Here is a 12,422-nt window from a genome sequence, read left to right on the forward strand (position 1 = left end):
TCCCCCCCTTTATCGCACGGGTTCTACTACAAGCTCTGATATTGTCTCATGGTCGATATTGTTACCACTAATGACGATAATTACGGGATCATCACATTTTTCTTTTTCTTCTAGTAATAGACCCACACCGGCTCCGGCCGCGCCTTCTACAGCCATCTTATGGTGCTCTAACATGAATAACACGCCGTCCCTTATGGACCTTTCTGATACTTTTCTACCTTGATCCATATAGGCTTTTGTCATTGGAAAGGTATACCGATTATCGATTCCGATTCCTCCGAGCAAACTATCGGCCAAGGTGTGTTCCTCTTTCATTTCTATGGGCTGACCTTTTTTCAGGCTTTCATACATTACGGCTGAACGCTGGGGAGATACACCTGTTATTTTTATATTAGGGTCTATGGACTTCAATATATAGCCAATACCTGATAAAAGCCCTCCACCAGACAAGGGAATGATCACGTGCTGTACATCAGGACACTGCTGCATGATTTCAAGACCGATCGTCCCTTGGCCTGCAATGATATCTGCATCATCAAATGGTTTAACAATCGTCAATCCTTCTTCCTTTGCCAGCTGATAGCAGTAAGCTTCTGCATCATCTTGATTCTGCCCGACAATTTCAACTCTTGCACCTAACCTTTTTAAGCGATTCAGCTTCTCTTTTGGTACACGATCAGACAAGCAGACCACACAAGTCATTCCCAATTGTTCAGCTACATAGGCGACAGAGATTCCATGGTTACCAGTGGAAAACGTAGTCACACCTTTTTTTCTGTCACTTTCGCTTAAGGATAGAAGTTTGTTTGCCGCTCCTCTAATTTTGAAAGAGCCTGTAGGATGTGTCTGTTCCAACTTTAAATACACTTGCTTATTCAACCTTCTGGATAAGGCGTCAGAGTATACCAGTGGAGTTTCTTCAACAATGGACCGAATTCGTTTTTGAGCTTTCCACATTTCTTTCAGTGCGAATGGCTGATATACGATATTCATCCTCTCCCTGACTATATTTCAGATTTTTCTGACATATACCCCACCTCCATTATAGGCGAAAACAGGGAGGTATTGGAAGAGGTGATCAAACAAAAACCTCTTGCTTTTAAATACAGCAAGAGGTTCATATACGTACCAACGATTGATAAATAACCCGCTCGAGATTACGCACGTCTTTTACGGAGTCTATACTGGCTTGGAATACTTCTTCCTTTGAAACAGCTGCCCATTCAATCGTGTAGCCTGCTTCAAGAGCAATACACCTTATGAATTCGCGTAGACTTCTTCCATTCCCTTCACGAAATGGGTGAAGTACATTGATTTCCGCCATGTAATACGCCAGTTTTTCGGCCAATCGCTTCCGATCCATGTTTTCCCAGTCTTCTGATATCAATTTTTCAAACAAGGGTGCAGCTGCTTCACGGATGAAACGCGCTTGCGCGAATGAGAATCCATCTTTCGTAATGTTTTCAGTCCTGATCTCTCCTGCAAAAGGATACAAATCACGAAAGATGCATTCATGAATTCTCTGGAGATGCTTCAAATTCAAATCACCACGAACAGGATGCTCTTGAAGTTCAGACAACCTTTGTGTAGTCAAGATGGTTTCCATTGCTTCAAGCTGTCTATCATCTTTGATGTCGTAATGGTTGATCAAAATATTCGTTCCAGGATAACAGTAACGTGAATACCCAGTACCATATCGGGAATCAGCCATGCCGTGACAATTCCAAGGCTTGTTTTAAAAATTCCTGATGTGAAATGGCCCCTGTCAAACACTGTTTTACTAAAACTTTTTGTTCCTGAGTTAAAGAAAACCCTTCAATAGCCATAGAAGCTTGAGCGGAACGCATCAAATCTTCCGCTTGTTCCTCTGTACGTAAACTCATCCACATACCCTCCGAGCATAGTATTTCTATTATCCATTATACTACATATCACCCTTGGGTAACAGTTGAACACTTCGACAAAACCTTGATAAAACAGCTTTTTTACGAGGTTTTCTTTTTTGTCTTAGGAGCAGTTTTCCGTTTCGTAGTTTTCTTCTTCGTACCCTTGGTTTTCTCTAATGACTTTTCTAATGCTTCCATTAAATCTGTCACATTATCTGGTTTTGGTCGATCTTTCGCTGTCGTTACTTCTTCATTGTTCCGCTTCGCATCAATCAGATCCAATAAAGCTGTACGATAATCATCTTTATATTTTTCAGGTTCGAATTGAGCAGTCAATTGATCGATCAGTGTTACAGCCGTACTCAATTCTTTTTTACTCAATTGAATGTCTTCTGGAACGTTAGGGACTTCCTGCACGTTTCTGACCTCATCAGGAAAATGAATCGTTTCCATCAATAACGTATTTTGGTAAACACGCACTACAGCTAACTGCTCTTTAGATCGTATGATAATTTTTGCAATCCCTATCTTTCCTGTGTCTTCCAGGGCTTGGCGCAACAACCCATAAGCTTTTGATCCACCTTCATTCGGGGACATAAAATAACTTCTTTCAAAGTAAATAGGATCGATCTCTTCCAGCTTAACGAAGTCCATAATTTCTACTGCTTTATCTTCCTGCTCTTTTTTCAAAGCTTGAAGATCCTCTTCATCCAGCACTACAAATTTATTCTTTGCGTACTCATACGCTTTTACAATTTCTTCGTGATCGACTTCCCGATCACATACAGGACACCGCTTTTTATATTCTATTGGAGACTTACATTCTTGGTGTAACTGCCTAAGCTTGATATCTTTATTTTCTGTAGCGGCGTGTAACTTGATTGGAATATTAACTAATCCAAAACTGATGGTCCCCTTCCACATCGTGTGCATTTCGTCCACTCCTTTTTCCATAGCTTGGACGAAAAACAAAGAATTATGTTTAAACCAAAAGAAGCGATATAAACTAAGTCTGAATACAACCTGTTAAACTTTCGGAACTCGGAGTTTATCAATGAAAAAACCGGGGAGGGGAGACGGAAATGAATCATCAACCTATGCTGCCTTCATTATCTGATGAACCGCCAGCGCACGAAAATTGGGCCTTTGAAGTGAAGTACGATGGTTTCAGGGCAATCCTGCATTGGGATGAACAAGGGATTTCCTTAACAAGTAGAAATGGGAAAGACCTATCCAATAACTTCCCAGAAATCATGGACTTGAATAAAAACACTGCCCCACCCTTCTTCCCGCTTACCTTAGACGGAGAGCTGGTTATCCTCAACACCCCTTATCAAGCGAATTTCCAACTCATTCAACAAAGAGGGCGTTTAAGAAGTTCAAACAAGATAGAAAAAATTGCACAAGAACGGCCTGCAACGTTTATGGCTTTTGATATTTTCAACTATATAAAGGATGAATATAAATTAAGGAAGTCCAAGCTGAAAAATGTCGTAGATCAATTAGGGACAAACCGTATCAAATATGTAGAGTCCTTTAATAGCTACAATGAAGTGCACCCTATCATCCAGCTGCATGCCAGTGAAGGTGTAGTCGCTAAGTCGTTATCCCACATATATAAGCCCGGAACCCGGACTAAGCATTGGCTGAAAATCAAAAACTGGCGCACTCTCTCTGGTTTTTTGACCGAGTTCGATTCAAAGAATGGATATTATGAAATACGTGTGTTTGAAGAAAAGGAACAGGTTTCAATTGGAAAGTTCAAGCACGGGATGAACAAGGAGGAAGCACAAACATTAAAACGTTTTTTTATGGAGAATGGTGAGAGAAAGGGGGCGAAATGGCACCTTGAACCCAGTGTGTGTGTTGATGTCCATTGTTTACAATTGAATGATGGAGAGCTGAGAGAGCCGATGTTCAAACAATTCCGATTCGACTTATCCCCAGAATCCTGCACAATAGAAAAAGTAGAATGGGACTTATCACTATTCCCCCCTGAAGTGGAAACGACGAATGACGGTAAAAGGTTATGGCCGGAACATACAAAGAAGGACTACCTTTTGTATTTGAGAGATATAGCTCCGTACATGCTGTCTTTTATGAAGGATAAAAAAGTTACCATCATCAGATATCCTGATGGCATACAAGAACAATCCTTTTTTCAAAAGCATGTGGCTGCTCATACCCCTGAATTTGTGGGAGGATGGAACGATCAAGGTGAAACTTACATTCAATGTAACACCCTATCCTCACTCCTTTGGTATGGAAATCAAGGAGCGCTTGAATACCACATTCCCTTCAACCGTGCAGGGTCCTCAGACCCTGATGAAATTGTTTTTGATTTAGACCCCCCTGACCAAAAGCAATTCCACACAGCCGTTCTTGCTGCTCAACTGATCAAATACTTAATGGATCAGCTTCACGTCGTTCCCTTTATCAAGACATCCGGAAAAAAAGGCATGCAGGTCCACATTCCGATTGCAGAAGGCAGTATGAGCTATGAAGAAACACGACGTTTTACTGCAGCCATCACAAGCCTTTTAATTAAAGAAAAACCAGATTACTTTACTGTAGAGAGGCTGAAGAAGAAAAGAGGGAATCGACTTTATTTGGACTATGTCCAACACGGAGAAAAGAAGACAATTATCGCTCCCTACTCGTCGCGGGCGACAAAGAAAGCGACTGTAGCAACACCTTTATACTGGTCCGAAATAAAACAAGGGTTAGACCCTGAAACATTCACATTAGAATCGATAAAAAAACGGATAGAAATGCTTGGATGCCCATTTTTTTCGTACGAAGAAGCACGAATGAAACAACCGATCTCAGAAATGAAAAGATTAATAAGTGAATAAAAAACTGTCGAATATTGCCCGGGAAATGAAAAAGCAAAGCTCTGCATACAGCAGAGCTTTGCTTTTGTTTGTCATGTTACTTTAAAATCATTCCAAGATAGCAGCCGATTTTTCTCTAAGCTTGAATTTCTGAAGTTTGCCACTTGCATTTCTGGGTAATTCACTTACAAACTCATACCTTCTCGGTCTCTTATATCGAGCTAACCGATTTTCTGAAGTACAAAATTCATCCAACTGTTTCTCATCTAAATGGTCATCTTTTTTAACAATGAAAGCGACCACTCTTTCTCCCCACAATTCATCCGGCTCTCCGATTACCGCGGCATCCATTACAGCAGGATGATCGAATAATACGTCCTCTACCTCTCTTGAATAAATATTTTCTCCACCGGAAATTATCATATCTTTGACCCTGTCACTGACCCATAGATAGCCATCATCATCAAAAGAGCCGATATCACCGGTGTGGTACCATCCCTTATACAAGGCCTCCTCGGTAGCCTCGGGACGATTGTAATAGGCCTGCATCATACTCGGACCTCTTACAATGATTTCACCGGGTTCCCCCGGTTTGCACACTTCCTCTGGTTCGGATGGACCTCTCTCATTCGTCTTCACTACTCTTACATCGAAGTTAATCAATGGGCGTCCTGCAGACCCTGCTTTGGATTGTTGTTCATCTTCCATCAAAGCTGTAATAGCAGGCCCCATTTCAGTCATTCCATAGGCTTGTATCAACTGGACACCGAGGGCTTCATGAAGGCGCGTCGTCAAAGCTGGAGCCATCGGTGCTCCTCCATATAACCCCTGCCTCAATGTGCGGAAATCTTCTTTACTGAAGTCTTCCTGCAGCATCATATTCCACATCGTCGGAGCAGCAAAGAAGCTCGTCACTTCTTCCTCTTTCACTGTTTCAATAACTTCAGCCGGATCGAAGTGATGCATGAACACATTGGCCGCTCCGACCATGACCCTGGGGAAGAATGTACAGTGGAGTTCAGCACAATGGAAAATCGGAGCAACCGTCAACCCTCTGTCTTTATCCGTCAAACGAAGGGCAGCCGTCATCAAAAGTGCCTGGTCGACCATATCGCGGTGTGAATGAACCACCCCTTTAGGGAGTCCCGTCGTGCCTGAAGTGTACATGATGGCGTAAGGGTCATCTTCTTCTAAATGACACGAAGGTCTGTCTATGCTCACACCCTCGATCTGCTCATAGTATGAGAGAGCATATTCCATGTTCTGCTCATCAATGGACCAAAACTCAATATGTGGCATGGACTGGACAAGAGGCTGGACTTGTGAAGAGGTCGCCTTTTCAAATAACACTACCTTCGGATCGGCATCCTTCAATATGAACGACAATTCTTTAGACATTAATCTGAAATTGATCGGGTTAAAGATGGCACCTATTTTCATACAAGCAAATAAAGACGTAGCAAATTCTGCGGTATTGAATAGTACTGTCGAGACTCGGTCACCTTTCCCTACGCCAGAGGCTTTCAAAGCATTCGCTAAACGATTGACTTCAATATCCCATTCCCTGTACGTCCATCGTGTGCCTAACCTTAAATCTACCAATCCTTCTTTCTCCGGGTACTTCGCTACCGTTTGTTCGAACATGCTCTTTAGTGTTGGTGCCATTTTCATCGACTCCTCTGTATGATTTTTTTCACACAAAACAAGGCCTGCCTCACTCACCACTCACTTCGGCTGCATTCGTATCGCTCCGTCTAGACGGATCACCTCCCCATTCAACATCGAATTCTCCAAAATACTAAGGACCAATTGAGCAAATTCATAAGGTTTTCCAAGTCTCGGTGGAAATGGTGTCATTGCGCCTAAAGATTCTCTTGCAGGTTCTGGGAGCTGCTCGAACATCGGAGTTTCAAACAAACCAGGAGCGATTGCCATCACTCGAATTCCATAAGACGCTAACTCTCGTGCCAGCGGCATAGTCATACTTGCAACGCCACCTTTTGAAGCACTGTACGCAGCTTGGCCGATTTGTCCTTCGAATGCTGCTATAGAAGAAGTGTTAACGATCACTCCTCGCTCTCCCTCTTCATTCAAACGATTATTTTTCATAAATTCAGTGGCCAGACGCACGACATTAAATGTACCTATTAAATTCACTTCAATGACCTTCGAGAAGGATCCGACATCATGAACTCCTTCTTTGCCGATCACCTTCCTACCGATGACTATGCCGGCACAATTCACTACTACATTCACATGACCAAAAGCGACAACGCTTTCCTCTAACATTTTCTTAATGCTGCTTTCATCAGTAACATCCACTTCAGAATAAATGGCAGAAGCTCCTAATTCTCTTGCCAGCTTTTCTCCTTTTCCGCGATCACGATCTGCGATAACCGCGCTTCCACCATTACGGACGATTTTTCTTACCGTTGCTTCTCCAAGCCCTGATGCTCCACCAGTAACGACAGCCACTACTTCTTTTGCATCCACCCATTACGCCTCCAATCGTTCGATGATTGTTGCATTTGCCATACCTAAACCTTCGCAGACAGCCTGCAGTCCGTATCGACCACCTGTCCGTTCAAGTTCATGCATTAAGGTCGTCATCAATTTTGCACCTGTGGCTCCAAGTGGGTGCCCCAAAGCAATGGCCCCTCCATTGACATTCAGCTTTGAGTGGTCCACACCCGTCTCTTTCATCCAAAATAAAGGAACAGATGCAAAGGCTTCATTCACTTCGAACAAATCAATTTCTTCTATACTAAGTCCAGCTTTTTGTAATGCTTTATAGGTAGCTGGTAAAGGACCAGTCAACATGAGAGTCGGATCCGACCCTACAACAGCACGAGAAACGACTCTAAATCTAGGCTTCAAACCGAGAGCTTCTGATTTTTTACCTGACATCATAAGTACTGCGGCAGCACCATCACTGATTTGACTCGCATTTCCGGCTGTGATTTTACCGTCTTCTTTAAATACCGGTTTCAACTTGTCCAACGCTTCTAATGTCGTTTCAGGCCGTGGACCTTCGTCTGCCTTCATAAGAGTCGGGCTGCCCTCCTCATCCCTGACCTCTAATGACATCACTTCCCGGTCAAAGCGTCCTTCTTTCATAGCAGTTACCGCACGTTTATGACTTTCGACAGCATACTGATCCAGTTCTGTTTTATCCAAATTCCATTGATCAGCGATACGCTCAGCTGAAACGCCTTGATTAATCATTTCGTACTGACTGGTCAATTTATCACTATATGCGGTTCCTTTCATGTTTGAAAACATCGGCGTTCGGGACATGCTCTCCACCCCTCCCGCAACAACAACATCCATATCTCCGCATGCGATCGCCTGGGAAGCAAAATGAACCGCCTGCTGGCTTGATCCACACTGACGATCTATCGTAACTCCAGGGACTTCAATCGGAAATCCCGCGATCAAAGCAGCTATCCTTGCAATATCCCCGGCTTGTTCTCCAACCTGCGTCACACACCCTGCTATTACATCTTCTATATGACTCGCCTGGATACCGGACCTCGAAACCAATTCTTCAAATACAAGAGCTAATAATTCATCCGGCCTTTTACCGCTGAGAAGACCATTTCTCTTCCCGACGGGTGTACGAACCGCCTCTACTATTACAACTTCATTCATCTATATACCTCCTAAGACAATCCCATTTTCTTAGCTATAATCGACTTCATAATTTCATTCGAACCTGCATAGATAGCCGTGACAGGAGCATCACGAAAACGTCTGGCAATCTCATACTCTTCCATATATCCGTACCCTCCATGGAACTGCATGCATTGCAGCGCTACTTTTTTGACTAGATCTGTGGTCCACCACTTAGCCATGGAAACCTCGGTGACCACATCCTCCCCCTTCATATGAGCGTGGATGGTCTGATCCAAAAACACACGCCCGATCCGGACTTCTGTTAACAACTCTGCAAGTTTAAACTGGGTATTCTGAAATGAACTAATGGATTGTCCAAAAGCTTCTCTGTTTTTGACATATTCAATCGTCAAATCCAACATCGTTTCACATGCTGTTACAGCTCCGATTCCTACAATCAAGCGTTCCTGTTGGAGTTGATTCATCAGATAATAAAACCCTTTCCCTTCTTCTCCAAGTAGATTTTCTGCCGGTACCACTGCATCATCAAAAATCAATTCCGACGTATCTTGACTATGGAGACCTACCTTATCGAGCTTCTTACCTCGTGAAAAACCGGGAGTATCCTTTTCAACTACCAACAAGCTTATCCCTTTGTGCGCGGGTTGAGCATGAGGATCTGTCTTGCAGACCACGACAATCAAATCAGATTGTATTCCATTCGTAATAAATGTCTTTTCTCCATTCAATATGTAATGATCCCCGTTCTTCTTTGCAGTCGTTCGAATCCCTGCTAAATCTGACCCTGCCCCCGGTTCTGTCATGGCAATCGATGTGATTACATCTCCTGTCGTACATTTAGGCAGCCAGCGCTTTCTCTGTTCTTCAGTGCCATATTCATATAAGTAAGGAACGACAATATCATTATGGAGACCTATACCGATCAAACCCGTCCCCACTTTTTCAAGCTCTTCATTGATTACAACAGAATACCCGAAATCCGCCTGAAATCCACCATACTTTTCCTCGAGCCAAGGACATAGGTACCCTTCTTCTCCAAGCTTTTTCCAAAAAGATCGGGGGACAAGACCGTCCCTCTCCCACTTAGTGAAGTGAGGATATGCTTCTTTTTCTAACAACCGTTTCAATGACTGCCTTAAAATATCATGTTCTTCCTTTATGTATGGTGGTTTCATTCCAACCTCCTGTTATTGAATATTCTGAAAAAACAAACACATTGGTATAATTTCTCTTTTTTCATTGAAATTCCTTCCTTTTAAATAGAACGCTTTCATTTTTTATATAGTTTAGCTACAAAATCTGATGACAACTGATTAAAAAAGGTTATAATGTGTGCGTGCTTGAGGCTTCGAAAAATTGAACATGAAAAAATCCCCTCCACTTATGGAAAGGGATTTTTATTCAGTCACTGTTCGTCTAACACTTTATTGATTGCATGTGCAACTCCATCTTCATTATTTGATAAAGTTACCCAGTCCGCCTCTTCTTTCACCTTATCTTGAGCATTGTCCATGGCAACACCGAATCCAGCTTCATGAATCATCGCTATATCATTCATACTATCTCCCACAGCCATGATTTCTTCCATTGAAAGGTTCAAATGTTCACAAACCTTCATTAACGCTGCTGCCTTATTTACACCAGTGGGATTGATTTCAATATTTGTAGGACTGGAATTGGTAACTTCCAATGCTTCATTGTTATTGACTTCATTGAGAATGACTTGACGAACTTCCTCATCTTCAATATCAAAGCCGAATTTCAACCAAGTATACTCATCTAATTCTCTATCAAATGGATTGTGAGTATTGAAAATTCCTTCTACTGTAGAAGACCAGAAATAGAGACCGTGTTCCTCTTTCAATTCCCACAAACGACGTACTTCATCACGGGCCAATTCGTTTCTTTCTACCAATTGATAATCCTTATCGTAAATTTCACCGCCATTGATCGTGATGATATAGGAAGATCTTCCGAGGGAATCAGCGATATCCCTGCACCTAGACAAAGAACGTCCTGTACTCAATACAACATGAATCCCCTGGTCTTTTGCCCTTTTGATAGCTTGTCTGTTTTTTTCTGAAACTTGATGATCAGAGTTTAATAATGTGCCATCCATATCTAAAGCAATCAATCTTATGTTTCTTTTCATTATATTCACGTCCTCTCATATCTCCATCTCATTTTAATATAAGCCTCCCCCATCATACAACAAACAGAGTAGTTTATGGAATTCAATGATTACTGCGATACGAAGCCGGGTATATTATTTTCGAACCCAACCTTTAAGGAGGATGATTATGTTTGACTATACCGTTGAAACAGGAAAAAATGTTGATGAAGCTGTTGAAAGTCTAGAAGCGAACTTGATGGAGGAAAAATTCGGAGTGCTTTGGGCGTTCGACATCAAAGACAAGCTGCACGAAAAAGGACTGGAATTTGATAAAGACTTTAAAGTTCTCGAAGTTTGCAACCCGAAAGAAGCTCAGCGTGTCTTGAACGAAAATACATTAGCAGGATATTTCCTTCCTTGTAAAATTGTCGTATATAACGACGATGGAACGACAAAAATCGGTATGCCAAAACCCACTTCCTTAATTCAGATGGTAGAAGATGAAAATATCCAGGATATTGCCAAAGATATTGAGCACCGCTTAATTCAATGTATTGACCAAAGTGTTTAAACGAAGGGTGTAGGCATACTCTGCTTACACCTTTTCAACGAAAAAATACATACCCCTCCCCCTATGAATTTCGTTCACAAATTATATACGTCACGTAAGGGCTGTTATTAAGCTGAAATTTTTTTGTGTTCAGCTGTTGACAAAATACCTATAGGGGTATATTATATTCCATGTACTGTTCAATACAGACCAAAAACTCCACAAAGGGAGGTTCTAACATGGAATACAATGACGCGATGAAAAATAGAGTCAAGCGTTTAGAAGGTCAGCTTCGAGGAGTGCTGAAGATGATGGAAGAAGGTAAAGACTGTAAAGATGTCATCACTCAGCTATCGGCATCAAGAAGTGCGATTGACCGGACAATTGGTCTTGTGGTAAGCTCCAACCTTGTGGAGTGTATTCAAGATGAAGAAGATGGCCGCACAAAAGAAGAGTCGATCAATGAGGCTGTCCAACTGCTCGTCAAAAGCAGATAAATTTTTTTAGTTGACTATATACCCCTACGTGTATAAGTATAATAAATAACAAATGTTATCGAGGAGGATGAATATGTCTGAAACAAAAAAGACAAACATCGTATTATTCAGCGGAGACTATGACAAAGCAATGGCTGCTTATATCATTGCGAACGGAGCAGCAGCCTATGACCATGAAGTAACTATTTTTCACACTTTCTGGGGACTGAACGCATTAAGAAAAGATGAGCAGGTCCCAGTCAAAAAGAACTTCATTGAAAAAATGTTTGGCAAAATGATGCCAAGAGGCGCAGACAAAATGGGAATTTCTAAAATGAACTTTGCTGGCTTCGGTCCAAAAATGATTAAGAATGTAATCAAAAAGCACAATGCTATGCCACTGCCTGATTTAGTAGAAATGGCGCAGGAACAAGATGTTAAATTGGTTGCATGCACAATGACAATGGACCTTCTTGGTCTTCACAAAGAAGAATTATTAGACGAAATTGAATACGCAGGCGTTGCCGCATATATCGGAGATTCTGAAGACGGCAATGTAAACCTGTTCATTTAATAAGGAGGTCATTCTAATGAAAACTATGACAGCGAATGAAGTAAAAGAATTATTGCAGAATGAAGAGAGACTGAATATTGTTGATGTAAGAGAAGATGATGAAGTAGCAGCTGGAATGATCCCTGGTGCAAAGCATATTCCATTAGGGTCTATCGAAGAACGTTCCAATGAATTAGATTCATCCAAAGAGTATATCATGGTTTGCCGCTCTGGCGGACGCAGTGGCCGTGCCTCTGAAATCCTTGAAGGAAAAGGATTCGACGTCATTAACATGGAAGGCGGAATGATGAGCTGGGACGGACCAACTAAATAATTACACTCACTACCATACCCGCCTGGGTTATAGGAGGATG

At 42.0% G+C, this 12,422-nt stretch carries 14 protein-coding genes; 5 read left to right on the forward strand and 9 right to left on the reverse strand.

The features are described 5' to 3' along the window. Positions 1-9: 9 nt before the first annotated feature. From LCL89_RS12030 to ku, 4 genes are all read right to left on the reverse strand, one after another. Positions 10-993 (reverse strand): pyridoxal-phosphate dependent enzyme, encoded by a 984-nt coding sequence (locus LCL89_RS12030; protein WP_224810309.1) that lies wholly within the window; start codon positions 991-993, stop codon positions 10-12. 124 nt (positions 994-1,117) lie between these two features. Beyond that, the gene (locus LCL89_RS12035) at positions 1,118-1,711 is read right to left on the reverse strand and encodes a Fic/DOC family protein (RefSeq protein ID WP_224810310.1); all 594 of its coding nucleotides are present in this window, start codon (positions 1,709-1,711) and stop codon (positions 1,118-1,120) included. After that, entirely contained in the window at positions 1,704-1,883 is a 180-nt protein-coding gene (locus LCL89_RS12040; RefSeq protein WP_224810311.1) for a hypothetical protein, read from the reverse strand. Before LCL89_RS12040 ends, LCL89_RS12035 begins: the two co-directional genes overlap by 8 nt. 102 nt (positions 1,884-1,985) lie before the next feature. Beyond that, the gene (gene ku / locus LCL89_RS12045; protein WP_224810312.1) at positions 1,986-2,819 is read right to left on the reverse strand and encodes a non-homologous end joining protein Ku; all 834 of its coding nucleotides are present in this window, start codon (positions 2,817-2,819) and stop codon (positions 1,986-1,988) included. Positions 2,820-2,968: 149 nt separating this feature from the next. On the opposite strand from ku, the gene ligD reads away from it, so the two are divergent. Beyond that, entirely contained in the window at positions 2,969-4,741 is a 1,773-nt protein-coding gene (gene ligD / locus LCL89_RS12050) for a DNA ligase D (protein ID WP_224810313.1), read from the forward strand. An 87-nt stretch (positions 4,742-4,828) separates the two neighbouring features. On the opposite strand, the gene LCL89_RS12055 is transcribed toward ligD, so the two are convergent. From LCL89_RS12055 to LCL89_RS12075, 5 genes are all read right to left on the reverse strand, one after another. Next, positions 4,829-6,385, reverse strand: coding sequence for a fatty acid--CoA ligase (locus LCL89_RS12055; RefSeq protein ID WP_197316993.1), 1,557 nt, complete (start codon positions 6,383-6,385; stop codon positions 4,829-4,831). A gap of 60 nt (positions 6,386-6,445) precedes the next feature. Next, the gene (locus LCL89_RS12060; protein WP_224810314.1) at positions 6,446-7,213 is read right to left on the reverse strand and encodes a 3-hydroxyacyl-CoA dehydrogenase; all 768 of its coding nucleotides are present in this window, start codon (positions 7,211-7,213) and stop codon (positions 6,446-6,448) included. A gap of 3 nt (positions 7,214-7,216) precedes the next feature. Then, the gene (locus LCL89_RS12065; protein WP_224810315.1) at positions 7,217-8,371 is read right to left on the reverse strand and encodes a thiolase family protein; all 1,155 of its coding nucleotides are present in this window, start codon (positions 8,369-8,371) and stop codon (positions 7,217-7,219) included. Positions 8,372-8,382: 11 nt separating this feature from the next. Then, entirely contained in the window at positions 8,383-9,531 is a 1,149-nt protein-coding gene (locus LCL89_RS12070; protein WP_224810316.1) for an acyl-CoA dehydrogenase family protein, read from the reverse strand. Positions 9,532-9,761: 230 nt separating this feature from the next. Beyond that, on the reverse strand, positions 9,762-10,508 hold the full coding sequence (locus LCL89_RS12075; protein ID WP_263620710.1) for a Cof-type HAD-IIB family hydrolase: 747 nt from the start codon (positions 10,506-10,508) through the stop codon (positions 9,762-9,764). A gap of 148 nt (positions 10,509-10,656) precedes the next feature. Here LCL89_RS12075 and LCL89_RS12080 point away from each other — a divergent pair, with 148 nt between their 5' ends. From LCL89_RS12080 to LCL89_RS12095, 4 genes are all read left to right on the forward strand, one after another. Next, complete coding sequence (locus LCL89_RS12080; protein ID WP_197316989.1) at positions 10,657-11,040, forward strand: DUF302 domain-containing protein; 384 nt, start codon at positions 10,657-10,659, stop codon at positions 11,038-11,040. A gap of 218 nt (positions 11,041-11,258) precedes the next feature. Beyond that, positions 11,259-11,516 carry a metal-sensitive transcriptional regulator gene (locus tag LCL89_RS12085; protein ID WP_197316988.1) on the forward strand — a complete coding sequence of 86 codons (258 nt, stop codon included), beginning with the start codon at positions 11,259-11,261 and terminating at the stop codon, positions 11,514-11,516. A gap of 73 nt (positions 11,517-11,589) precedes the next feature. Beyond that, the gene (locus LCL89_RS12090) at positions 11,590-12,069 is read left to right on the forward strand and encodes a DsrE/DsrF/DrsH-like family protein (RefSeq protein ID WP_224810318.1); all 480 of its coding nucleotides are present in this window, start codon (positions 11,590-11,592) and stop codon (positions 12,067-12,069) included. Between the two features lie 16 nt (positions 12,070-12,085). Then, on the forward strand, positions 12,086-12,382 hold the full coding sequence (locus LCL89_RS12095; RefSeq protein WP_224810319.1) for a rhodanese-like domain-containing protein: 297 nt from the start codon (positions 12,086-12,088) through the stop codon (positions 12,380-12,382). Positions 12,383-12,422 lie beyond the last annotated feature (40 nt).

Origin of the sequence: Halobacillus yeomjeoni (assembly GCF_020171525.1) — a bacterium.
GTDB lineage: Bacteria > Bacillota > Bacilli > Bacillales > Halobacillaceae > Halobacillus > Halobacillus yeomjeoni.

Excerpts from the sequence above, each read along its gene's own strand:
- LCL89_RS12040 (WP_224810311.1), bottom strand. The coding sequence starts at position 1,883 with ATGAGTTTACGTACAGAGGAACAAGCGGAAGATTTGATGCGTTCCGCT.
- LCL89_RS12030 (WP_224810309.1), bottom strand. The coding sequence starts at position 993 with ATGAATATCGTATATCAGCCATTCGCACTGAAAGAAATGTGGAAAGCT.
- ku (WP_224810312.1), bottom strand. The coding sequence starts at position 2,819 with ATGCACACGATGTGGAAGGGGACCATCAGTTTTGGATTAGTTAATATT.
- LCL89_RS12065 (WP_224810315.1), bottom strand. The coding sequence starts at position 8,371 with ATGAATGAAGTTGTAATAGTAGAGGCGGTTCGTACACCCGTCGGGAAG.
- LCL89_RS12090 (WP_224810318.1), top strand. The coding sequence starts at position 11,590 with ATGTCTGAAACAAAAAAGACAAACATCGTATTATTCAGCGGAGACTAT.
- LCL89_RS12075 (WP_263620710.1), bottom strand. The coding sequence starts at position 10,508 with ATGAAAAGAAACATAAGATTGATTGCTTTAGATATGGATGGCACATTA.
- LCL89_RS12055 (WP_197316993.1), bottom strand. The coding sequence starts at position 6,385 with ATGGCACCAACACTAAAGAGCATGTTCGAACAAACGGTAGCGAAGTAC.
- LCL89_RS12035 (WP_224810310.1), bottom strand. The coding sequence starts at position 1,711 with ATGGCTGATTCCCGATATGGTACTGGGTATTCACGTTACTGTTATCCT.
- LCL89_RS12095 (WP_224810319.1), top strand. The coding sequence starts at position 12,086 with ATGAAAACTATGACAGCGAATGAAGTAAAAGAATTATTGCAGAATGAA.
- LCL89_RS12080 (WP_197316989.1), top strand. The coding sequence starts at position 10,657 with ATGTTTGACTATACCGTTGAAACAGGAAAAAATGTTGATGAAGCTGTT.
- ligD (WP_224810313.1), top strand. The coding sequence starts at position 2,969 with ATGAATCATCAACCTATGCTGCCTTCATTATCTGATGAACCGCCAGCG.
- LCL89_RS12070 (WP_224810316.1), bottom strand. The coding sequence starts at position 9,531 with ATGAAACCACCATACATAAAGGAAGAACATGATATTTTAAGGCAGTCA.
- LCL89_RS12085 (WP_197316988.1), top strand. The coding sequence starts at position 11,259 with ATGGAATACAATGACGCGATGAAAAATAGAGTCAAGCGTTTAGAAGGT.